This window comes from Halopseudomonas pelagia (assembly GCF_009497895.1).
Lineage (GTDB): Bacteria > Pseudomonadota > Gammaproteobacteria > Pseudomonadales > Pseudomonadaceae > Halopseudomonas > Halopseudomonas pelagia_A.
In genome coordinates, this window is record NZ_CP033116.1 from 2,915,817 (window position 1) to 2,939,532 (window position 23,716).

At 58.6% G+C, this 23,716-nt stretch carries 20 protein-coding genes; 4 read left to right on the plus strand and 16 right to left on the minus strand.

Annotated features, from left to right (window positions below):
* Positions 1–14: 14 nt before the first annotated feature.
* Positions 15–896, plus strand: a complete 882-nt coding sequence (locus tag EAO82_RS13650; protein WP_410402949.1) for an alpha/beta hydrolase — start codon at positions 15–17, stop codon at positions 894–896.
* Here EAO82_RS13650 and EAO82_RS13655 read toward each other — a convergent pair.
* The 10 genes from EAO82_RS13655 to rmuC form a co-directional block, all read right to left on the minus strand.
* Positions 866–2,362, minus strand: a complete 1,497-nt coding sequence (locus tag EAO82_RS13655) for a TAXI family TRAP transporter solute-binding subunit (protein ID WP_096347736.1) — start codon at positions 2,360–2,362, stop codon at positions 866–868. The two genes, EAO82_RS13650 and EAO82_RS13655, sit on opposite strands and share 31 nt — an antisense overlap.
* Positions 2,363–2,523: 161 nt before the next feature.
* Positions 2,524–3,111 carry a HupE/UreJ family protein gene (locus EAO82_RS13660; RefSeq protein WP_096348137.1) on the minus strand — a complete coding sequence of 196 codons (588 nt, stop codon included), beginning with the start codon at positions 3,109–3,111 and terminating at the stop codon, positions 2,524–2,526.
* 2 nt (positions 3,112–3,113) lie between these two features.
* On the minus strand, positions 3,114–3,761 hold the full coding sequence (gene ureG / locus EAO82_RS13665) for an urease accessory protein UreG (RefSeq protein ID WP_096348136.1): 648 nt from the start codon (positions 3,759–3,761) through the stop codon (positions 3,114–3,116).
* Between the two features lie 39 nt (positions 3,762–3,800).
* Positions 3,801–4,481, minus strand: a complete 681-nt coding sequence (locus tag EAO82_RS13670) for an urease accessory protein UreF (protein WP_096348135.1) — start codon at positions 4,479–4,481, stop codon at positions 3,801–3,803.
* Entirely contained in the window at positions 4,474–4,974 is a 501-nt protein-coding gene (ureE, locus tag EAO82_RS13675; protein WP_096348134.1) for an urease accessory protein UreE, read from the minus strand. The genes EAO82_RS13670 and ureE overlap by 8 nt, the downstream gene beginning before the upstream one ends.
* Positions 4,975–4,983: 9 nt before the next feature.
* On the minus strand, positions 4,984–6,684 hold the full coding sequence (gene ureC / locus EAO82_RS13680; protein WP_096348133.1) for an urease subunit alpha: 1,701 nt from the start codon (positions 6,682–6,684) through the stop codon (positions 4,984–4,986).
* 28 nt (positions 6,685–6,712) lie between these two features.
* On the minus strand, positions 6,713–7,018 hold the full coding sequence (locus tag EAO82_RS13685) for an urease subunit beta (protein WP_096348132.1): 306 nt from the start codon (positions 7,016–7,018) through the stop codon (positions 6,713–6,715).
* Between the two features lie 12 nt (positions 7,019–7,030).
* On the minus strand, positions 7,031–7,333 hold the full coding sequence (gene ureA, locus EAO82_RS13690) for an urease subunit gamma (protein ID WP_022962440.1): 303 nt from the start codon (positions 7,331–7,333) through the stop codon (positions 7,031–7,033).
* 13 nt (positions 7,334–7,346) lie between these two features.
* Positions 7,347–8,204 (minus strand): urease accessory protein UreD, encoded by an 858-nt coding sequence (locus EAO82_RS13695; RefSeq protein ID WP_096348131.1) that lies wholly within the window; start codon positions 8,202–8,204, stop codon positions 7,347–7,349.
* A gap of 181 nt (positions 8,205–8,385) precedes the next feature.
* Entirely contained in the window at positions 8,386–9,978 is a 1,593-nt protein-coding gene (rmuC, locus tag EAO82_RS13700) for a DNA recombination protein RmuC (protein WP_096348130.1), read from the minus strand.
* A 193-nt stretch (positions 9,979–10,171) separates the two neighbouring features.
* Here rmuC and EAO82_RS13705 point away from each other — a divergent pair, with 193 nt between their 5' ends.
* Both EAO82_RS13705 and EAO82_RS13710 read left to right on the plus strand, forming a co-directional pair.
* A complete protein-coding gene (locus EAO82_RS13705) occupies positions 10,172–11,986 on the plus strand; it encodes a DUF1302 domain-containing protein (protein WP_096348129.1) in 1,815 nt (604 codons plus the stop codon).
* A 17-nt stretch (positions 11,987–12,003) separates the two neighbouring features.
* A complete protein-coding gene (locus EAO82_RS13710; RefSeq protein WP_096348128.1) occupies positions 12,004–13,377 on the plus strand; it encodes a DUF1329 domain-containing protein in 1,374 nt (457 codons plus the stop codon).
* 69 nt (positions 13,378–13,446) lie between these two features.
* On the opposite strand, the gene EAO82_RS13715 is transcribed toward EAO82_RS13710, so the two are convergent.
* The gene (locus tag EAO82_RS13715; protein WP_174958879.1) at positions 13,447–16,191 is read right to left on the minus strand and encodes a LuxR C-terminal-related transcriptional regulator; all 2,745 of its coding nucleotides are present in this window, start codon (positions 16,189–16,191) and stop codon (positions 13,447–13,449) included.
* Positions 16,192–16,394: 203 nt separating this feature from the next.
* Complete coding sequence (locus EAO82_RS13720; protein ID WP_096348126.1) at positions 16,395–18,476, minus strand: PQQ-dependent dehydrogenase, methanol/ethanol family; 2,082 nt, start codon at positions 18,474–18,476, stop codon at positions 16,395–16,397.
* A 237-nt stretch (positions 18,477–18,713) separates the two neighbouring features.
* Here EAO82_RS13720 and EAO82_RS13725 point away from each other — a divergent pair, with 237 nt between their 5' ends.
* The gene (locus EAO82_RS13725) at positions 18,714–20,045 is read left to right on the plus strand and encodes a sigma-54 dependent transcriptional regulator (protein ID WP_096348125.1); all 1,332 of its coding nucleotides are present in this window, start codon (positions 18,714–18,716) and stop codon (positions 20,043–20,045) included.
* 24 nt (positions 20,046–20,069) lie between these two features.
* Here the strand turns inward: EAO82_RS13725 and EAO82_RS13730 are convergent, their stop codons facing one another.
* The 4 genes from EAO82_RS13730 to EAO82_RS13745 form a co-directional block, all read right to left on the minus strand.
* Positions 20,070–21,359: a hypothetical protein gene (locus EAO82_RS13730; protein WP_410402954.1), complete on the minus strand. Its 1,290-nt coding sequence runs from the start codon at positions 21,357–21,359 to the stop codon at positions 20,070–20,072.
* Positions 21,360–21,396: 37 nt separating this feature from the next.
* A complete protein-coding gene (locus EAO82_RS13735; protein ID WP_096348124.1) occupies positions 21,397–22,128 on the minus strand; it encodes a hypothetical protein in 732 nt (243 codons plus the stop codon).
* A gap of 38 nt (positions 22,129–22,166) precedes the next feature.
* Positions 22,167–22,865: a C39 family peptidase gene (locus EAO82_RS13740; RefSeq protein WP_096348123.1), complete on the minus strand. Its 699-nt coding sequence runs from the start codon at positions 22,863–22,865 to the stop codon at positions 22,167–22,169.
* Positions 22,866–22,939: 74 nt separating this feature from the next.
* Positions 22,940–23,698 (minus strand): hypothetical protein, encoded by a 759-nt coding sequence (locus tag EAO82_RS13745; protein ID WP_096348122.1) that lies wholly within the window; start codon positions 23,696–23,698, stop codon positions 22,940–22,942.
* Positions 23,699–23,716: the final 18 nt, after the last annotated feature.

Genomic DNA, 23,716 nt, shown 5'->3' on the forward strand with positions numbered 1-23,716 from the left:
AGCCCATGCCTTTTATCGTGCCGTCTGTAAAACAGAGTCTGATTCTCGCCGCGATGGCATTCGCTCTGGTGGGTTGTTCGCCGCTGGCGCCATTGAACTTCGTGATTTCCGACAAGCATTACACCTTGCTGGCGGACCAGGCCTATGGCGACAACCAGCGTCAGAAGCTGGACGTGTACTTTCCAAAAGAGAATATCCAGAGCGCGCCGGTGGTGGTGTTCTACTACGGTGGCAGTTGGCGCGGCGGTGAACGCGGCAATTATGCCTTTGTCGGCGAGGCCCTGGCTGCGCATGGCATGATCGCGGTGGTGGTGGACTACCGCGTCTACCCGGAGATCACCTACCCGGCCTTTCTGCAGGATAGCGCCGCAGCGGTTGCCTGGGTAGAGAAAGAGCGCCAGCAGTGGCAAGACCAACCGCAGCCGCTGTTCGTGATGGGCCACAGCGCCGGCGCTTACAATGCCGCCATGCTGGCGCTGGACGACCGCTGGCTGGTGGAGCAGGGTCTGTCGAGGGATATTCTCAACGGTTGGATCGGTCTGTCCGGCCCCTATGACTTCCTGCCGATTGTTAACCCGCAGGTAAAGCCGGTATTTCACCACCCGGACACCCCTGAAGATTCACAGCCGCTGTTTCATGCCAGCGCCAATAGCCCGTCAGCGCTGTTGCTGGCCGGGACGCCGGACAAACTGGTCGACCCGCAGCGCAACACTTTGCAACTGGCGAACAAACTTCGCGATGACGGCGTCAGTGTAGAAACGGATACCTTCGAGTCTCTCAACCACTACACCATACTGCTGGCGATGGCTCGGCCCTTTCAGGGTTGGGAGCCAATCGTCCAGCGCGTACAGGCGTTCACCTTCGGTCAGACCGGCACCACAGTGCCGTCTGACTGATCATCCTGCCCCTCGGGACGCATCGCCTCGAGGCGGTTGATCATGTAGCGGATATGCAGGTGCAGCTCATACAGCTCGTGGGCGTATGACAAGGGCACGTCGACACGAGTCAGCTCGTCTTCAAGCTCATGCAGGCCCTGAATCTCCTGGTCCAGGCGGTCCTTGATCTCGCCCTTGACGATCAGATGATCAATGCGTCGTAGTTGTTCGTACCAGCGGTACACCCGCGAACGAATGCGCCAGATATAGATCGGGCCCATGCTGCGTATCAGCGGCATCATGATCACGATCAGCGGGATCACCAGCACGATGTAGCGGTCGACGATGGAAGCAATCCAGAAGGGCAGATAACGCTGCAGAAACGGCGTGCCACTCTCATGGTAATACTCGGCTTCGGCGCTCATATCCAGATCCATCGGCAAGGCCGCAGGATACTGACCAGGCGCGTCCAGCAGATTGCCGTCACGCAGCACTTCCTTGGCCGCGCTGAGCACCAGCGCGGTCAGGGCCGGATGGAAATGTTCGTTACCCACCAGGGTCGCGACCGGCGACAGCAGGCTGATGTCCTGATCGGGCACGTTGCGGCGGATATTCAGCAAACCTTCGGGGATGGTCAGGTCTTCAAGGTAGGGCAAGCGTGCGGCGAAGGCGCGCGCCTGGCTCAAATGCACCAGCTCCACGTTCGGTGCGTTGATCAGCTCGCGAATCAGCGCATTGTCCGCTGGCAATACGAAGAAGGCTGCGTCCAGCTCACCGGCATAAAGCGCATCCGCCGCAGCGCGACCAGCCAGTGTTTGCCATTGCCCGTCACCTTGGGAATCCCAGCTGGCCATATCGCCCTGGACCTGGAACAGGCTTCTGACCACCGCCCAGGTGCCGCTGCCCTCACTACCCAAGGACACGCGTCGGCCGACCAGATCAGTCAGGCGACGGATTTCGGTAACGTTGCTAGTAGTACTGGTACTAGCAGTACTATTGGCAGTATCGGCGTCGCCGTCAGTCGTTTCATCGCTGCTATTCTGGTCCTCTACAACATCGGCCTGAGCATCAGTCTGCGAGCTGGAAACCGGCTCCGCGTCAGTGCGCTGAAACAGCCACAGCGGCTCGTGATAAAGCGTTGCCAGGCCTTCCAGTTGATCGCGCTCGCGCCGGTCGACCAGTTTCTCAATGCCACTCTGAATGATACCCAGCTGCACATCCCCGGAACCGTCAGTCAACCGCTCGATGTTATCCAGCGAACCGCGGCTGGTCACCAGCTTTACCTCCAGCCCCTCTTCAGCCAGACGTTCCTTTAGCGCCAAGCCGAATTGGTGATAGCCACCGTTCTCGGTGCCGGTAGTCATGACTATCGAGCGTGGCGGCGCGGGATCAAGGAAGCGAAACAGTACCCAGACAAACAGGGCGACCAGCGGGATTATCCATAGATTGGCGCGAACAAACAGACCGGCCTGTTTCAGAACATGCATGCGGATCCTCCGACGTTGTAATACTACTTTGAGTCTAAACGGCGGAAGAGTTCATAGCTATGTAAGGACTTACACCAATTTATGGGAGCGCCGGCCTCGGCGCGAAGTGCTTGCACCGCATTCGCGCCGGGGCCGGCGCTCCCACATTACTGAGACAGCTCTTACATACCTGCAACCATGCTCAAACCGATAGCACCGATGACTGCGCCCATGACCCGGGAAACCACCGGCAAGGAGCGCTGTTGCAGCCAGGCACCGGCCAGCAGACCCGACAGATGCAAGGCAGCAGTAGCAACGGCGAAGCCGAGCGCATAGGTCAAGGCGCTGGCAGCGAGGGGCATTTCCGCACCGTGTGCAACACCATGGAAGAGCGCAAAGATCGATACCAGGGCGGCGCTGATCAGCAGCGGAACCTGGCGCGCCCAGAGCAGGAACAAACCCAGCACTACAACAGAGGCGACAATACCCGGCTCCACCGCAGGCACGGACAGGCCAATCATGGCCAGGCCACCACCTACCAGCATGACGCCAACAAACAGCGCCGGTAGTAACCAGCGAGCCTTGCCGCCCAGCTGTGCGCCCCACAGGCCGACGGCGACCATCGCCAGCAGATGGTCAAGACCAAACAGCGGATGACCCAAGCCACTGAGCAGCCCGCTCACGTTCTCATGCCCCGGATGCGCGTGGGCCAGCCCCGGGATGGCGAACACGCCGACCAGTAACATCAAACGACTTGAAAACCCGTGCATGCTCAAACTCCTTTCGCCTGTTGAGTGTTCTCGGGCAGCGGTTTGAGCATGCCCTGACGAACGATAAAGGCAATGATGTCCTCGACACCCTTGCCGCTTTTCAGATTGGAAAACACGAACGGCCGCTCGCCGCGCATCTTCGCTGCGTCGCGGTCCATCACGCCCAGATCAGCTCCCACCAGTGGTGCCAGATCAGTCTTGTTGATGATCAGCAGATCCGAGCGGGTAATGCCCGGCCCGCCCTTGCGCGGAATCTTGTCGCCGGCGGACACGTCGATAACATAAAGAGTCAGGTCCGAGAGTTCGGGACTGAAGGTCGCCGCCAGGTTGTCGCCGCCGCTTTCGACGAAGATCAGCTCCACCGCCGGAAAGCGCTCCTGCAGTTCGGCGATCGCCGCAAGATTCATCGAAGCGTCTTCGCGGATCGCGGTATGCGGGCAGCCGCCGGTTTCCACGCCGAGAATACGGTCTGCCGGCAATGCCTCATGGCGCAGCAGAAAGTCGGCATCCTCGCGGGTGTAGATGTCGTTGGTAATTACCGCCAGATCGTAGTGCGGGTACAGGCGCTCGCAGAGTATGCGCACCAATGCGGTCTTGCCGGAGCCGACCGGGCCGCCGATGCCGACGCGCAGGGCTGGTTTGGAACTCATTGTGGTACTCCTTGTTGAAAATCGAATAAGTAAATCGGATCAGGATCGAAACAATCGTGTGTATTGGTGTTCATGCCGGGCGCTGGCAAAGGCCAGCCCCGGCAGGCCCGCACCCAGCTCCTCATCAGCCAGGCCGGCAGCCAGTTCGACGATCGGCGGCAGCGCCGGCAGCAAGCGGTCAAGCAAACGCTGGGCGTCGGTCTGGCCCAGCGGAATCAGTTTTGTCGCAGCGCCGGTCTGGTTCTCCAGCCAACTCCAGAGCACCCCGAGCGCCAGCGCGCTGGGCCCGGTACGCCAATGCTGCCCGGCCATGGCGAAGGCGCTGATCAGCGCCAGCGGCTCACCGGTTGGCCAGTCCTGCGCCGCCGGGATCAGCAGCGACTTCATCAAGCGCAGCAGCGCCCCGCCCTGCTGACTGTCTTCCAGATACAGCTCGGCGGTTTCGCGGCTGGCCAGCAACCAGTCATTCCAGGCGGCAAAACCGGTTGCATCCTGCTGCTCGAGCGCCGCGTATTGCCGCAGCAACAGCGGAATGTCCAGTCGTCCGAGCGAGCGCGAGGCCAGGGCCGTCAGCCAGCCAGCGGCGGAGTCCAGGTCGGTCACCCAGTCCTGCTCGATGGCGTACTCCAGTCCCTGGGAATACGCATAGCCGCCAATCGGCAACGCCGGGCTGGCCAGTTGCAGCACTCTCAACAGTGCTGCATCGGCAATATCAGCCATGCTCGTGGCCACCGAGGCGCAGAAAGGGTGCCGACTGTAGTGGGCCTGCTGGCGTTGCAACGCTGTGCCCGTGGCTGTGATAAGCACCGGGCTCGGGATTGAAAGGCGCAAAGATTTCTTCCACCTCCAGACCAAAGCCGCGCAGCATGCTTTCCAGTACGTGGTCACGCAGATAGCGCAACTGACCCGGCTGGATCTCCAGCGGCACATGGCGGTTGCCCATGTGATAGGCCGCACGGGACAACAGCAAGGCGTCATCACAGAACACCCGCGACAGCGACTCGGATTCGGCGTGGATTACCACCACGCTGCCGTCGTCACCCTGTAGCCGGTCACCTTCGGCAAGTACTCGTCCGCGCGGCAGAAACAGGCCAATCTCGACGCCGCCCTGGGTCTGCGCAAGCAAGCGGCTGCGAGTGCGCAACTCATAGGTCAGCTCAAGCACATGCTGGGCTGGGCCTGGCTCATCCAGCCATTGATGGCATTCGATCATCAAATACTCCTAAAACAGGTAATAACGCTGGGCCAGCGGCAGGGATTCGGCCGGCTCGCATAGCAGCTCGACGCCATCGGCCTTGACCACATAGGTTTGCGAATCAACGCTGATCACTGGCTGGTAATCGTTGAGTTTCATATCCGCCTTGCTGATGGTGCGCGTCTTGCTGACGGCTTCCAATCTGCGCTTCAACCCGAGTTTGCCACCAATGTCGGCATCCAGCGCAGCCTGGCTGACGAAGGTGACGCAGGTGCTGTTCATGGCGCTGCCGAAGGCGCCGAACATCGGACGGTAATGCACCGGCTGCGGCGTGGGAATGGACGCATTCGGATCACCCATGGGCGCCGCAGCAATCGAGCCGCCCTTTAGAATCAGGCTGGGTTTAGTGGCGAAGAAGGCTGGCTTCCACAGCACCAGATCAGCCAGTTTGCCGACCTCGATCGAGCCGACCACATGAGAAATACCCATGGTGATCGCCGGATTGATGGTGTACTTGGCGATGTAGCGTTTAGCGCGGAAGTTGTCCGACCAATCGTCGTCCTCGGGTAACGGCCCACGCTGCACTTTCATCTTGTGCGCGGTTTGCCAGGTACGGGTGACCACCTCACCGACCCGGCCCATGGCCTGGGAGTCGGACGAGATCATGCTGAAGGCGCCCAGATCGTGCAGGATGTCTTCGGCGGCAATGGTTTCGCGGCGAATGCGTGAGTCGGCAAAGGCCACGTCTTCTGCAATCGCCGGGTCCAGGTGGTGGCAGACCATCAGCATATCCAGATGCTCGTCCACGGTATTGATGGTGTAGGGCCGGGTCGGATTGGTTGACGAGGGCAGTACATTCGGCTCGCCACAGGCCTTGATGATGTCCGGTGCGTGACCGCCGCCAGCGCCCTCGGTGTGGTAGGTGTGGATTACCCGGCCCTTGATCGCCGCCAGGGTATCTTCAACAAAACCGGACTCGTTCAAGGTGTCGGTATGGATCGCCACCTGCACATCATAGGCTTCGGCCACACTCAGGCAGCAATCGATGGCTGCCGGTGTGGTACCCCAGTCCTCGTGCAATTTGAGACCCATCGCTCCCGCTTCCAACTGCTCCTCGAGCGCATCCGGCAGGCTGGCATTACCCTTGCCGAGAAAACCCAGATTCATCGGGAAGGATTCAGCCGACTGCAGCATCCGGGCGATATGCCAGGCGCCTGGTGTGCAGGTAGTCGCATTGGTGCCTGTCGCCGGCCCAGTGCCGCCGCCAAGCATGGTGGTAACGCCGGAGGTAAGCGCCTCTTCAATCTGCTGCGGACAGATAAAATGGATATGCGCATCAATGCCGCCGGCAGTGAGAATCATGCCCTCCCCGGCGATGACTTCGGTACCGGGCCCGACGATGATGTCCACGCCCGGCTGAATATCCGGATTACCGGCTTTGCCGATCTGGCTGATCATGCCGTCCTTGATCGCCACATCGGCCTTGATCACGCCCCACCAGTCCAGAATCAGGGCGTTGGTTATCAGGGTGTCCGGCGTCTCTGCGCGTACTCGCTGGCTTTGACCCATCCCGTCACGAATCACTTTGCCGCCGCCGAACTTGACCTCTTCACCGTAGCGGGTCAGGTCTTTCTCGACGCTGATCCACAGCTCGGTATCGCCCAGGCGCACGCGGTCGCCCGTGGTCGGGCCGTACATCTCGGCATAGGCTTCTCTGCTGATCTCCATCTAGCGCTCCTTATTCACTGTTCGCACTTCACAGGCTGCCCATAACCAGGCCGCGAAAACCGTAGACCTTGCGCTCGCCGGCCAGGGCCACCAGCTCGATCTCGCGGCTCTGGCCGGGCTCGAAGCGTACCGCGGTGCCGGCGGCAATATTCAGGCGAAAGCCATGCGCGGCATCGCGATCGAAGTGCAAGGCGGCGTTGGTTTCAGCAAAATGGTAATGCGAGCCGACCTGGATCGGCCGGTCGCCACTGTTGGCCACACTGATAGTGATAGTTTCGCGCCCCTCGTTGAGCGTCAGGCTACCGGGGCGGGTCTGGATTTCTCCGGGAATCATGGTCAGCTCCTCTCAGGGAATCGGGTTGTGAACGGTGACCAGCTTGGTACCGTCCGGGAAAGTCGCTTCCACCTGCACTTCGGCGACCATTTCCGGTACGCCTGGCATTACCTGTTCACGGGTCAGCAGCGTGCGGCCATAGCTCATCATTTCCGCCACGCTGCGGCCGTCACGGGCGCCCTCCATGATCGCGGCACTGATATAGGCCACGGCTTCCGGGTAGTTGAGGATCACGCCTCGAGCCAGCCGCCGCTCGGCCACCAGTGCTGCGGTAAACAGCAGCAGCTTGTCTTTTTCGCGGGGAGTCAACTCCATGCAAACACTCCTGTCAGGTAGTCCAGATACGCGGCAAGCAGGTTTCCCGGCCGTTGATCAACGGTCGCAGCTGCTGCCACAGACGAATAAAACTGTTTCGCGCATGTTCGGCGTGTTGCCCGATATAACGAGCGATCAACAAACCATGGCGTTGGGTAAAAGCCAGTTGCGGGTAGTCTGCAAAATCCTCGCGCAGCCTGTCGAGCTGATCGCGATCCAGTGTCAGCGTGGCCAGCCAGGTGCCGCTGACACCGGCGTTACCCAAACCCCAGCGAGCAGATAACAGCGCGTCACCGCCTTCGAAACGATTGCGCTCGATATACAGCGGCCTGCCGTCACGCCACACATCCAGGTGCTGATCTACCCGGCCGCGCTGGAAGCCTTCGCCGGACGCCGGTCGGCCCAGGCAAAGTAGATCCCAAGCGCAGAAGCGTGAGTCCTTGGCCATATCGATGCGGGTAATCATCCGTGCGTTGCAGCCTTCGAAAGCGATCGTGTCCTGCGGTAGATACTCCAGGCTGGCACCAGAGCCGACGCTGAAACGGTTGTGCTGCACCTGCAGAGTGCCGTTGTCGCGCGCTCGATAGAATTTGCCGGACGACGGCGTGGTCAGCAGCACGCAGCTGCCCTCGCCGGCTGAGACCTGCAGGCGTAATGAATCGCCGCTGACCATGCCTCCTGGGGGATGCAGAATGTACAAATGCGGGCAGTCTGCCCCTTCAGGGAGCAGCGGCCGCTGAATGCGCAAAGGTCCACGGTGACTGACATGCTCAAGCACAGAGCGGCCACCCCGACGGACCACGCCAAGGTTCAGACCTGCCTGCCAGTTGATGGCGCTGTCATGCTGTTCAAGATGCCAAGCGGCAGTCATGCTCTGCCTATCCTTTACCGGTTTATCTGGTAAAACCTGAGCAAATGACGTGCCAGCATGGACCAACGGAGTTAGGGGGATGCACCGCAATCGAGCGCCCTGTTTCAGGGCGCCGATCAAGATCAATCAAATAAGTGCGCTTTTATGGTGCATTTGCGATGAGCGCAATCCGTGAGAGGCTCTAGCGATCCTCGGTTGGCAGGTCGGCCGTATCGCTGCGCTGATGCCCTAGTTCCAGCGCTGCGCGATCGGTCCAGTCTTCGTTCAACTCTGCTTTAACAGATACGCCTAAATCCTTGAAATCAGTGATCTGTTTAACTAGATTTCCACGCCCGTTAACCAGTTGATCGCGCGCTTTTTGATAAGCATCGGTGGCCTTCTCCAGACTCTTCTCGATGCCATCCATGCTACCCAGAAAGGTGCGCAACTTGTCATAGACCTTGCCAGCACGCTCCGCCAGTTCAGCGGTATGCTTGTTCTGATCTTCAAAGCGCCAGAGCTGGCGGACAATGTTCAGGCTGGTCAGCAAGGTCGTGGGAGTGGCAACCAGCACGTTCTGCTCGATGGCCTTCTGGAACAGGCCCTCATCTGCCTTCAAGGCTTCGACAAAGGCAGATTCGATCGGGATGAACATAAAGACCATTTCCGGTGCATTCAGCCCCGGCAACTCGAAGTAGTTGCGATCTGACAGCTCCCGAATCCGCTGACTGATGGCCTGCACATGCTCGGCCAGCGCAACCCGGCGCTCGGTCTCGTCTTCGCTGTTGATGTAGCGTGTATAGGCATTCAGCGAGACCTTGGCGTCGATGATCAGATGCTTTTCCTGCGGCAGGTACACCAGCACGTCTGGCCGCTGACGCTGGCCATCGGCGGTGGTCATGCTGACCTCGCGCTTGAAGTCCTTGCCGGCAATCAGACCGGAGCGCTCGAGCACATTCTCCAGAATCAGCTCGCCCCAGTTGCCCTGGGTTTTCTTCTGGCCACGCAGGGCGGTGCTCAGGTCGTGCGCTTCCTGGGTAATCTGTCGATTCAGCTCCTTGAGGTGATTAAGTTCGCTGGCCAATGTCGCCTGCTGCTGCGTGTCCTTGTGGTGAATATCCTCGACCTTGGCGCGGAACTGATCGATCTGCTCGCGGAAAGGTTTCAGCAGACTATCCAGCGACTGCTGGCTCTGCTGCGAGAACGCCTGCCCTTTGGCCTCGAAAATCTTGCTGGCCAGTTGCTCGAATTCCATCTTCAACTGATCACGGCTGTCTTTCAGCAGCTGTTGCTGCTCGGTGAAATGCTGCTGGCGGTGCTCCAGTGTGTTTTTCAGCGTGCTGTGCTCCAGCCCGAGCTGCTCATGGGTGCCCTGCAAGCTAAGCAGGCGTTCGTTCAGCCCCTGCCGCTCTTGACGCAGTTCATCGATCTGCCGCGCCTGCTCCTGACTCAGCGTCTGCGCTCGCTCGGCTTTCAGCTGCCAATCATGGCTCTGCTGTTCAAACTGGGTCAGCTGAGTGCTGCGTTGTTCAAGCTGCTGGCGCAGAGTATCCAGGCTCTCCTGTTGATGCTCCATGCGCACTTCCAAACCGGCATGACGTGCCTGCTGCTGATGTATTACCTGTTGCAGCTGCTGAGTTTCATGTCGCTGTGACTCAAGCAGTTGGCGGCTCAGAGCCAGCTCCTGCTGCAATTGGTTAGCGCGGCGCACCGCCAACCAGGCGGTCACGGCCCAGCCCAGCAACAACACCAGCGAAATACCGGCCAACAAGGTTTGCACGTCAGATACGGGCATTAAATCTCTCCTTTCAGTGATGCGGCATTATCGCTTTGTTGGCGATGCTTTGTAACCCGCAGCGGGCTCTCCCCCATTAGGGGGGTGCATCATTTGGTTGCAGGGGAATAGTGTCGGTCGGGGTGCAATGCTGGCCATCTGCATCAGCCAAGGATTCCCAATAACAACAAAGCGCAGGCGCGCGAGGAATACCATGACCAGAATAATAACAAACCCTCCATTGAATACGCTGCTCAAGCCGCTGGCCGTAGCCGTCGCGGTATTGGCCAGCTTTCCCGCGAATGCCGCCCGCTTTGATATAGGTGAAATCCAGGGCCAGTTTGACTCGCAGATCTCGGTCGGCACCAGTATCGGCACCAGCGAAATCGACGATGACCTGGTCTGGGTGAATAACGGCGGGAACGCCAACGCCGCCAACTCGGACGATGGACGACTGAACTTCAAGAAGGGTGAAGCCTTCTCCACCATCTTCAAGGGTACCCATGACCTGTCCCTGCAGTATGAGGACACCGGTGTGTTCGTCCGCGGCAAGTACTGGTACGACTTCGAAACCAAGGACGGCAGCCGCGAGCTCTACGACATCAATGACAGTGGCCGGCGCCAGGCCGCCAAATCCTCAGGTGGCCAGATACTCGACGCTTTCATTTATCACAACTACAACATCGGCAACCTCCCCGGCTCGGTCCGGGTGGGCAAGCAGGTAGTCAGTTGGGGTGAGAGTACCTTCATCCAGAACAGTATCAACAGCATCAACCCGATCGACGTAGCGGCATTCCGCCGTCCAGGTGCTGAAATCAAGGAAGGCCTGATCCCGGTCAATATGCTCTTTGTCTCCCAGAGCCTGACCGACAACCTGGGTATGGAAGCCTTCTATCAGCTGGAGTGGGATCCGACCGTACTGGATAACTGCGGCACCTTTTTTTCCTTTACCGACTCGGTCGCCAAGGGTTGCGGACAGGTCGGCATTGGCGGCTCACAAACGGATGCCAACTCAGCAGCCAATCCCTTTGTTCACGTACCCCGCACGGACAATCGTGAAGCCCGCGACAGCGGCCAGTTCGGCGTTGCCTTCCGACTCTACGTAGACAGTCTGAACCAGACTGAATTCGGCCTGTTCGCAATGAACTATCACAGCCGCAATCCTGTTTTCAGCACCACTGCAGGCACCGGGGCGCCGAATTTCGCCGGCTTCGGCTTCAACAACGACACCAACGTATTCGACCTCCCGGTGGATGCCGGCTACTACGTTGAATATCCCGAGGATATTCGCCTGTATGGGGTCAGCTTCCAGACCAACCTGGGCGGCATGTCAGTCTCGGGTGAAGTCAGCTACCGCCCGAACCAGCCGCTGCAGATCAGCACCAATGATCTGGTCGGCGCCGCCCTTGGCGCGGCCGGCAACCCCGTTTCGCCAGTCAACGCCCAGGGCGTGGGCGGAACGATATTCGGTATCCCGGCCGCCCCCGGCACTGATCTGTCTGGCTACAAGCGCATGCCGGTTACCCAGGCTCAACTGACCGTGATCAACTTTGTTGATAACGTCTGGGGTGCTGACCGCCTGACCCTGGTTGGCGAGGTGGGCTACAACCACATTGGCGGGATCAAGAGTAGCCCCACAGACCTGCGCTTTGGCCGGGATTCACTATACGGTTCAGGCGAACTGCCGATCCCCGGGCTGTGCGAGACCGCACTTAACGCGTCGCAACCCGAATACTGCAACGACGAAGGCTTCTATACCCAGCATTCCTGGGGCTTGCGTACCGTGGCGTCGCTCGAGTACCGGGGCTTTGCCGGCGTACAGCTGACGCCCAACGTTGCCTTCGCCTGGGATGTGGAAGGTTACGGTCCGAACTTCAACGAAGGGTCCAAGGCCGCCAGCCTCGGCGTGAATGCCCTGTACAACAACAAATACAACGCCAGCATCAATTACACGAACTTCTTCGACGGTGATTACAACGCCATGGTCGATCGTGACTTTGTAGCCCTGAGCGTTGGCGTGAACTTCTGACCTGGATGGAGAACAATATGAAATCAATCAAAAACCTGGGTCGCCAAACCTTTGCCGTGCTGGCTTTGAGCAGCCTGGCGATGGCGGTGTCGGCGGCGGTTTCACCTGAGGAAGCAGCAACCCTGCAGACCACACTGACGCCGATGGGCGCAGAACGTGCCGGCAATGCCGAGGGCACCATTCCCGAATGGACCGGCGGCCTGCCAACCGATGCAGCGCCGGTGTCTGACAACGGCTTTTTCTCCGATCCCTTTGCCGATGACCAGAAACTGTTCACGGTAAGTGCCGATAACATGGAGCAGTACGCTGACCAGATAAGCCCCGGCCAGAAGGCAATGTTTGCACGCTATCCGGAAACCTACCGCATGCATGTGTATCCCTCTCGGCGCAGCAACACCGTACCGGATGAGGTGTTCGCGGCGGTCGCCCGCAATGCCGTGAACACAGTTACCGTCGAGGGTGGCAACGGTCTGCAGAACTTTGATACCGCGTACCCCTTCCCGATTCCGAAATCCGGGGTCGAGGCCGTGTGGAACCACATTACCCGTTACCGTGGGGGCAGCTTCAGCCGTACCATCGCCCAGGCCACACCCCAGGCAAACGGCTCCAATACCATGGTTGTGTTCAAGGACGAGTTCACCTTCGCTACTGCGCTGACCGATTTCGGCCCGGCGACCAGTGACAACCTGATGTTCTATTTCACCCAGCGTGTGCTGTCGCCATCGCGTCTGGCCGGTGACGTGCTGCTGGTACACGAGTTCATCAACCAGGTAAAAGAACCGCGTCTGGCGTGGATTTACAATGCCGGCCAGCGCCGCGTACGCCGTGCCCCGCAAGTAGCCTATGACGGGCCAGCTTTCGGTTCAGACGGCACCCGCACTTCTGACAACTATGACTTTTATAACGGCTCTCCCGACCGTTATAACTGGAAGCTGGTGGGTAAGCGCGAGATGCTGATTCCTTACAACAACTACAAGATCGCCTCACCGGATATCAAGTACGACGAGATCATCCAGGCCGGCCACATCAACCAGGATCTGGTGCGCTACGAGAAGCATCGAGTGTGGGAGGTCGAGGCGACCCTGATGGAAGGTCAGCGCCACGTCTACGCCAAGCGTCACTTCTTCATTAACGAAGACAACTGGCAGGTGGCGGTGTTGGATCACTACGACGGCCGCGGCGGTCTCTGGCGCGTAGCCGAGGCCATCGCGTTGCAGCGTTATGACGAGAAGATCCCCAGCTATGCGATCGAAACCTTGTACGACGTCCAGAATGGCCGCTACGTAGCTTTGGGCATGACCAACGAAGAGCGTGAGAACTACGACACTGACTTCCAGGCATCTTCTGCCGACTACACACCCAACGCATTGCGCGCCTCGGGTATCCGCTAACCACCATCGCCTCTGACCGAGGCGGACTCCCGCATAACCACCGCATCGGCCGAAGCCGGCGGTGGTTTTTTATGCCCGCGCGACCTGCGATGGCTGAGCGTTCTGCAGCATCACTGCAGCCTGGGCGCGGCTTTCGACTTTCAGCTTGGCGAATATGCTCTTCATATGCGACTTGATGGTTTCCGGCGTGACATTCAGGTCGCGGGCAATCTGCTTGTTCGACTTGCCCTCTGCCACCAGTTGCACCACCTGTCGCTCTTTGACTGTAAGCCCCAACAACGCGGCATTGCAGCTGTGCGCAGACGGCCCAAGCCGCTGGCCTGCTGAGAACAGCGCGTCGACGCCCACCTTCCATTGCGCAGTGACATGGTCCGCCAGTCGCTCGCAGGATTGGCCGAGCGGCAGGTCCTGCAGCAGGCTTATCGCACCGCTGCCTTGTGTGCGCAGCAGCACCTCATCCAACAACGGCTGACCCTGCTCCGGCAGCCCGCGCAAACAATGATAGGCACCCAACGCCAGAGCGATGTCGCAATACATCAGTTCCAGTTGTCGCTCTTGCAACAACACCAACAACGCCTCGATATTCTCGACCAGTATGGGGGTCTCTTCAATGCCACAGAGCGCCAGCCAGAGCAGGCTCAACTGAGCATACACTCGCTTATCCAGAGTTGCCTCGGTATCTGCCTGCGATGCCAGCTCAACCAGCGCATGGCTGCAGGACAGGGCTTCACGGATTTTGTTGTCCTGCAGATTCAGCCACACCCGCTCAAGCAGTACCCGCGCCCGCAGCCGTTGCCAGGTGTGCCGAGTCGCCAGCACATCCAATTGTTCCAGCGTACGCCGAGCTCGGGTCGCGGCACCCTGGTGCCATTGCAATCGCGCCTGGGTGCAATAGCCCGCGGCTAGGCAATCGAGAAAGCCGCCCATGGCGATAAAGTCCATGCATTTGGCCAGATGGGTTTCACTCGCCTCATGATCGCCACGCCAATAATGCAACTGCGCCAGCAGCGCATTTGGCAATGCCAGCAGCGCCGGATTGGGATTTTCCATGCGCGCGTTAAAGCTGAGTTCAATCCGTTCCAACACATGCTCCAGCCCGCTTTGCGCATCCTGCAGACGCCCCTGTGCGCATTCGCCCAGCGCATTGATCGACTGCCGATAGCAGTCATGGAACAGCAGACCTGGACCTTGTCTGCCGTCGACAAAGGTTGGCGGCACGGTATAGAAGGCATCCCAACGGCCAGCGTGATAATGGCTACAACTGATCAGATTGAGCAGCACGTTGGTAATCCACGGGCGGTGCTGCATCGCCTGATAACAACGGGCCGCCAAAGCCCCGGATGTTTCATTGTGATCCGCAAGCCCGAGCAACATCGCACGCAACGACTGCATCTCCCAATAATCGCGTGATGCCGGCCCGTTCTGTTGTCGGCCCGCAAGGTCCGCCTCAAGCTCGTTGAGCAAGGTTTCCGCGACGTTCACCTCCAACGCCAGCCCCATGGCCCAGGCGCGCGCCATCCGCAACGGCAGTGACACGTCTCCCGCTTCCAGCTTCCAGCGCTTTTCCAGCATCACCAGCGTGCTGAAGTCACCCCGCTCAAGCAATTCCATTGCGCATCGATTGATCCACTCGCGCACCTGCTCCACCTGCTCTGCCTCCAGACCGAGCTTGATCGCGTCCAGCCAGTGGCCGCGCTTGGCAAACCACTGGGCGGCGCGAAAACGGAAGCTTGCGACAACATCTGGCTGCTGATCCAGGCAGGTTCTCTTCAGGTGCCGGCGGAACAGGGGGTGCAGCTTGAACCAGTGCTCGTGCTCACCCAGGCTGCTGATGAACAGTTGCCGGCACTGCAGCTCTCCCATCAGCTGCCTGGCGGGCTGGGCACCGATAAGCTCGCAGATTAAAGCGGTACTGAACTTGTCGAGCAAACCCAGTTGGCACAGATAGTCGCGACTCGGCCCATCCAGGCTATCAAGCAGATCATCAAACAGCAGGCAGATACCCCGGCTGGTGGCCCGTGGTTCGCCTCGAGCATCGAACTGCGGGGCCAGCAGGAAGGCTCTCAATGCGGCGATCCAGCCATCGGTATCCTGGTGGACCGCACTCAGATCTCCAGCCTGTTCCAGTTCCAGGCCAGCCTTTCTGAGCAGGTCTCGGGTCTCTTCCAGGCTGAAACGCAGCTGGCAGGAGTCCAGCTCAAGCAGATCATCCACGTAGCGTTTTTCCAATAGCGCCACTGGCAGCTCCCGCCGGCTGATCAGCACCATGTGCAAATGCTGCGGCGCGCGCTCGATAAAAAACCGCAGCGCATTAACCAGTATCGGATCACCGATGCGGTGGCAATCATCCACAAAAAGTACCAGAGGACGATCAAAGCCGATCAGCTCATGGATCAGCAAGCTGGCCAGCGTTTCCATGCTGAAAAACGTCAGTTCGGTGTGCAGGCCAAGGCAGCTCAGCCCCAGACGCGGATCTGCATGATTCAGGGCCGCAGCCAGATAGAACAGCAGCCGTTGTACCGACTCATCCTGTTCATCCAACGATAGCCAGGCCACCGCAACCCCCTGGGCAGCAAGGCTATCTGCCCAGATGCTCGCCAGCGTGGTCTTGCCGAACCCGGGCGGGGCCTTGAGCACAGTAATACTGCGCTCGGTTACCTGCTCGGCAAGTCGCTCCAGTCTCGGGCGAGGAAGAATGCCGCGCGCCAGGCGCGGAGGGCTGAGTTTGGTAGCAAGTAGCAGAGGAACATCATTACCGGACGAAGAAACAATATTGGGCACAGGCGGAGTAAGAGCACGGCCTTTCATGATCATGGCGTCAATCATCCTGATTCGCGCGAGCCAGCTTTCTGCTGACCTCTTGTTATTTGTCGGAAACCGCTACCTGCCGACAAATGCGCAGACGGGCTCGAAAAGGTATCCGACCTTTTCGAGCCTAGCATAGGAATCCAGGAATTAGAGTAATTGCTCTTTAATAATTTTGTAACCTTGGGCGCGGCCTGGACCGCACCTAGGGATTACTCCTGTGCGGGCTGCATTGCCTGCGTGTGCGTGTCGTACTCGCGCTTCATGACATACAACAGCAGATTGTTTACCTGCGTCTCATCCAGGCTATGGGCGAAATTCGGCATCCCCAGGGGCTCAAGTGCCCCACCGCGCAGAATCGCCTGATAGGAATCGCGTATGGCCGAAGAGGAATAGCGCAGGTCCGGCAGCACGCCACCACCGACCACCCCGGTACCGTGGCAGACCGCGCAGTACTGGCTGTAAAGCTGCAACCCCTGCGCAATGTCCTGCTCCGCAGCCAGTACCGGTTGGGGAACCCGGCCGGCATCGGCTTTGACCGGTTCACTCAGGGTCGGCAGGCTGGTGCTTGCGTCCAACTTGAATACCAGCATGCGGCTGACGTTACGCACACCCGTTGCCACAGCTGCATCGCCGCCAAATAGAGCTGCAGAGCCACCCCAGCCTGCCATCAGCGCGACGTACTGTTCGCCTTGGTGCTGATACGTCATGGGCGCAGCGATCACCCCGGTCTGCGCATCAAAGCTCCAGAGTTTGGCGCCGGCATCTGCGCTGTAAGCGGCGAACTCCCCTGCCGCTGTGCCCTGAAATACCAGATTCCCGGCTGTGCTCAGTGTGCCGCCGTTCCAGTGGTTCGGGTATTCCACCCGCCAGGCTGCGGCCTGTTTCACCGGATCCCAGGCCACCAACGCGCCAGCGGTGTACTCACGCGGCAGTTCCAGAATCTCCGAGGAGCCAGAGCCGGTATTGAAAGCCTCACGGCGCACAAAGCTCTTGCCCTCGTTGCTATAGGTGCCCGGCACTTCCTGATAGGGGATGTACACCAGACCGGTTTGCGGGTTGAACGACATCGGATGCCAGTTGTGCGCGCCAAAGGGGCTCGGCCATAACACCACAGGCTCCTTTTCATAACGGGCACCGGGCACTTCCACCGGCCGCCCTGTAGCCAGGTCAATGCGCTCGGCCCAGGTCACCTTGCCAAACTTTTCCGCAGACAGCAGCTCGCCAGTTGCTCTATCCAGCACATAGAAAAATCCATTTTTTGGTGCCTGCATCAATACCTTGCGCTCTTTTCCGGCTATCTCCAGTTCAGCCAGAATCATGTGCTGGGTGGCGGTGAAATCCCAGGTATCACCCGGGTTGACCTGGTAGTACCAGACCAGCTTGCCGGTATCCGGACGGATTGCCAGGATGGAAGAAAGAAACAGATTGTCGCCACCGCCGGGGCTGCGCACTTCACGGTTCCAGGGCGAGCCATTGCCGGTGCCGACGTACAGTAGATCCAGTTCTGGATCGTAGGCCATGCTGTCCCAGGCCGTACCGCCACCACCAAGCGACCAATCGGTTTGCTCGCTCCAGGTCTTGGCAGCCTCGGCCAACTCGGGATGTTCGACCGGTTTGGATGGGGCTGCTGGCACGGTATAAAAACGCCATTTCATTTCACCGGTCTCGGCGTCATACGCCGAGAAGTACCCGCGCACGCCAAACTCTGCACCGCCGTTGCCGATCATGACCATGCCTTTGACGATACGCGGCGCCGCCGTAATGGTGTAAGGCTGGCTGTTATCCGTTGTCTGCTCAGTCCACACCGGCTTGCCGGTTTTGGCATCCAGCGCAATCAGGCGGCCGTCCAGCGTGCCGACATAAACCTTGCCATTCCACAGGGCGACACCACGATTCACCGCATCACAGCAAGCGTGCCGGCCCTTGGCCTTGTTTACCTGAGGATCGAAGCTCCAAAGAATCTTGCCGCTGCTGGCATCGACTGCCAGCACGCGACTCCAGGACAACGAGGTGTAAAGCACACCATCGCTGTACAGGGGGGTGGCTTCCAGACCGCGGTTATTATCCAGATCGATCGACCAGGCCAGCCCCAGTTTGTTCACCGATTCGGCATTGATGTCCGTCAGCGGGCTGTAGCGCTGCTCGGACCAGGTACGCCCATGACTTAGCCATTGCGTTGGTTCAGCTGGCGCAGCGAGCAAGACGGCCTGATCCACACCGGCGCCCTGCGCGCCCTGCCAACTCAACAGGCCCGCTATGAAAGTGCCCGCCCACAACAGTGAAGGTTTCATTATTATTGTTGTCCTTGTGATCTGCAGATTCTGTGAAAAATCTGACCTTTACTTGATCCTAGGGCTAACCAGGGGACTCTTTTACCCCCCGCTTGGGGGATAGAGGATCGACGGACGGCAGCGGAATATTGTTCCAGTTACTGCAACCCTTTTTCGACCATGTGCTAGGCTTTCAGCACACCACGCTTTGTTCTGCCCCAAGTTAACGGACCAATTTAGGAGCGTGAAGGAGCTGTGATGCTCGATAAGATTGATACAGGTGCTAGGAAGCTTCTGGTGGTGGAAACATTCGCCGAATGGAGCTGTTTACTGAACAATTTGACTCAAACAGGCTGGCGCATTGTGAACACCAGCCTGAACCATGCTGCCGGCAAAGAGTGCGATGTCGGCGTCATCCATTTGCTCGACAGCCATCTGCAACAGCAGGAGATGCTCAAACGGGTTATCCGTCAAAGCGGTGGAGAATGGATTGCAGTCATTGATCAGGATGTGAAGGACAAGACCGCCATGCGCTCGTTCATCAGCGAATGGTTTTTCGACTTTTACACTCTCCCCTTCGATTTCCAACGCATGCAGGCTGCTCTCGGCCGTGCCTACGGCATGTCGCGCTTACGCAACCTCACCCGGCATTTCGCGTTAAAGGAAGATCACGAATTTCTCGGCACCAGCGCCCAGGCCAAGACACTACGCAAACTGGTGACACGCTGCGCAACCACTGACTCGCCGGTGTTGATCCGCGGCGAAAGCGGCACGGGTAAAGAGCTGGTCGCGCGCGCATTGCACTGGAAATCCCGTCGCGCAGACAAGCCCTTTGTTGCAGTCAACTGTGGCGCGATACCTGACCAGCTGATTCAGTCGGAAATGTTTGGCCATGAAAAAGGTGCCTTTACCGGCGCCCACCAGCGCAAGATCGGTCGCATCGAAGCGGCCAACGGGGGCACTCTGTTCCTTGACGAGATTGGCGATCTACCGCTGGAGCTGCAGGCCAATATGCTGCGTTTTCTTCAGGAAATGCAGATTGAGCGAGTCGGCAGCACTCAGCCAATTCAGGTGGATGTGCGAGTGGTGGCAGCGACTCACATTGACTTGGAAGCGGCCATTGTGGAAGGCAGGTTCCGCGAAGATCTGTATTACCGGTTGAACGTGCTTGAAATCCGAACCGCCCCTTTGCGTGACCGCCATGCAGACATACCCATTCTGGCTCAGCATTTTGCCCAGTTGTACGCAGGAGAAGTAGGCCGAAAGCCCCGTCCGTTCAGTGAGGCGACAATAAACGCCATGCTGCAACATGGCTGGCCGGGCAATGTTCGCGAACTGGCCAACCGGGTACGGCGAGGCATGGTTCTCGCAGAGGGTCGCACTATAGAACCATCAGACCTGGGTCTTACCGCGGTCCAGGAGCGAGTCAAGGTGGCTGAGCGCCTGGAGAACTACATCTTGCGCGCAGAGAAGCAGGCGCTGCAGGATGCGCTTACGCTGAATCCCGGCAACATGTGCCGCGTGGCAGAAACATTAGGAATCTCGCGGCCAACCCTCTATCGCATGCTGCACCGCCATCAGATCATCTGATGGCGGGTTTTCCGGTATGGCAACTCAATAGTAGTAAGGAAATTTCACACTAACGCTGAAATCCGGCGCATCCGGGGTTAAACCTATGGCCAGACTAGGCACCACCGTCAGCCGATCGGTCGCCGCGAAGGTGGCTCCAAGATTGAAGTAAGCCGCGTTAACATCGCTGCCGTTGACAGTCTGCCAGCCGCCGCCGTCCGGTCTGATACGGCTTGAGCGGCTGATCAGTTCGGAGAACGACATCGACATGCTCATCCGCTCATTAAGCGCAAACGCCATCCCCACACCCAGTTGGAAATAGTTGCCCAGCTGGACCTTGCCTGGCACTTTGACGCCAATCTGCGGGCTGATGTCGGAGAAGTCACCCTCCAGGTGGTAGGTGTAGGAGAGATTGCCGAACAACACCGCAGGATCGACCGTCTTGACCAGCGAAATACCCGGCGTCACCGACCAGACGCCGTTACCGGTGGGCAGGTCTTCGGGCACGCTGAGGTTATCGTTACCAGGCACGGTATCAAGCTTGATGCCATAGGGATCCTTACCGGTCGGCATCCTCACCCGCAGGCTGGCGACCGCATCGGGTATGCCAGGTGACTCGTCGAGAAACTTGTACGCCAGGCCGACACTGATATCGCCGAGGCGCGGATCCCCAGTGACCTTTTCTTCGCTGAACTGTGCGCTGGAACCACCGGCTCCCGCTGATTGATAGGTGGTTTGTCGATAGACCACGGGGATGTTCGCATCGAACTGCCAACGCTGACGCCAGTTGTAGCGGCCAGTTAAATCGAAAGTAAAGGTATCGGCGTTGATTTCATCAATACCCAGGTTACCCAGGAAGATGGCGTCCAGTGCCAGAAAACCATTGAGGAACAATTGCCTGGTGTCGTAGTGACTGTAGGTGATGCCCGGTTCGAGGCTAAAGGTGCCGCTACCGAAAAAGCCACTAGCCTCCTGATACAGCGCCTCCACGCTCGGTGCCGGTTCTGACGAATCTTTCAGCGACTCTCCATAACCTGAGCCGGCCCTGGCCGTCTGAGTTGGCTGGCTTGACTGGCTTGACTGGGTGGACTGCGCCGTCTGGGTAGGAGGTGAGACCGGTACATTCCGTTGATTGGCTTCGGCGACGGCTTCAGCCCTTCGACCTTCTACTTGTCGGATCCGCTGTTCAAGAATCATCAGCGCGTTTTGCTGCGCTTCATAGCGCTTTTGCAACTCTTCCAGTTGTCGGCGCAGATCTACCTCTTCCGGTTGTGCGAAGGCGACTGAACTGACGCCGATCAAGCCCCATACTAAACCGCGTCCAGAATAATGCATGATGCGCTTCCTTATTGTTATGAACTGAATGGCTCCCTCAATACCCTGCCGGTCGTAAGGCTCTGAGCTGTTCCCAGGTGCAATTTGCCAGGTCCATATTCAGTGGCCGGTCACGCAGTGCAATGTTCAATGCAGCAAGGTTTCGCACGCTGTTCAAACTGCTGTTTATATTTGCTTGCTGCAGCACGTTGCCACCACCAATCTGCTGCTGCGCGAGGCCCTGCCCATTCGCGTCCAGGGCCAGGCGTAGGCCGCCTGCCTGGTTGGTGATCTGCACGCTACCTGCTTCGTTGGAGAACTGGGTGCTACCGCTCCATGCCTGACCTTCCGGCGTTGGCAGGCTTTCCACTGTGTTACTGATAGATATGCTCAGGTCATTCAACGCATCGTTGTAATCACCCGCGCTGCGTACGCTCTGGCTGATACCCTGGACCTGCGCAAGGCCGTTACCACCGATGACCTGACCGACGCCAGGCACTGCTGCACTACCTCCGCTTTCAGCTTGCCCAACATAACTGACATGCAAGCTGGGCTGCGCCTGGCCTCTCACTTGCAGAGTGACATTCGCGCCAATCGATTGCCCGGCGTTGTTCTGCCAGAAGGTACTCATGGTGACCCCAAAATGAATGACCCGGTCTGGCAGCACGTAACGACCACGCAGCTGCGACAGTTCCGCATCGCTGATCTCTACCGGCTGAAAAAGACTGGCCGCATTGACGGGTAGGCTGAGACTTATCACGCCTACCACCCACCAGTGTTTCCTGTTCATGTGTCGCTCCTGGAACCTATGGTTCCCAGCGCTGTGCGCTAAAAAAAATCACTTTGAATAAAACCGAAGTCGAGCAGCTCTGCATCAGGCACCGGTCTGAACCGGTCCAGTCTGTGTTTGGCTGTCAGAGGCTCTGGGGGAGAAAGCAAGGCATTGTCCCGATCGTAACCCGGGCCAATCACCGCAAAGATGATGCCGTTCCACCCTTGGGTAAAATCCTCGAGGGTCATTTTCTTATGACCCAGGACCGGATCGCCGATGTACACCCAGCCGTCACTGCTGGTTTGCATAACGACAAAATGCTTGTAACCCCGCACATCGATCAGCACGATAGCAGGCACCTTTACCTGCTCCAGCTGCTCGGGCGGAATGCGATAGCCGCGCGCGCGTAGGCCAATTGTTTCGGCAAAGCGTTTCATGTCGAGCATGGAGAAGCCTTGGGTGCGCACCAGCTCCATATCAGCCTCGGCAAGCATGCCCTGAATCACGTCCGCTTCGGTAAACTCCCAGCCATAGGCCTGATTCAATACGGTGGCAAGTGCAGCTGCCCCGCAACTGAAGTCAGTTTGCTGCTCGACCAGATTAATGAAGCGCCGTTCACGCATACTGGTGACGGGCTTATAAATGAGTGCACCATTGGGTAGAGCAGCGAAAGGCTTGGACGCAGTTTGCGCCTGAACCGGATTCAGCGGCGCCGCTAGCAGAGCCAGCACGATAGCAAGACTGATCCCTTTCATCTCGCCTCCTGTTGCCCAACGGTATACCTGAAAAGGTGAAGCCCAGGCACTGAGTGCCTGGGCTTTGCTGGCTACTACAGATTAGGACAAGCAGTACACCCGGCGGCGATGGCCAGCGAGTTGCTCTGCTGGTTACCGCTACCTGCAGCGATGTTAGCCCCAACGTTGCCAGAGACACCGTTCAACGAGCCGCTCAGAACAGCGTTGTTGATTACCGCTACGCCGGACTGATTTCCGCCACCGCCGTAACCATAGCCGTAGCCACCGTGGCTTCCACCAAGGGACTCATTGGATACGAGATTGTCATGAGAGTCCTGATAGACATTCACATAAGCGCTTGCGGTGTAAGCGGTTTCTGACGAAGCGACAGACATATCGTTTTTCTGCTGGTTGCTGTTACCAGCAGCGATGTTGACGCCCACGTTACCGGATGTGCCGTTGGCCGAATTGTTCAGAGCAGCGTTGTTAGGCACACCGTGGTTTTCAACTTCATTGTGGTGGTTAGTCTGGTCCACATCGATGCTGGCCTGGGCAGAAGCACCTACTCCAATACCGAATACAAATGCGGTATCCGCGGTAGCAATAGCAGCTGCGTTGGCTTGCTGGTTGTTGTCGCCAGCTGCAACGTTGACGCCAACGTTGCCTGATGCGCCACCCAATGAGCCGTCAACCACTGCGGTATTTTCAACAGTGTCGTTTACCGCGTTGTTACCTTCATTATTCTGGGCATCGACGATATCGGCGGAAGCTCCGGAGCCAGACGCGTGAGCACCAACAGACAACATTGCAACCATGGCCAGAGCCAGAGGTGTCAGCAGTTTTTGAGTCTTCATGGTAAATCTCCTTTCGAT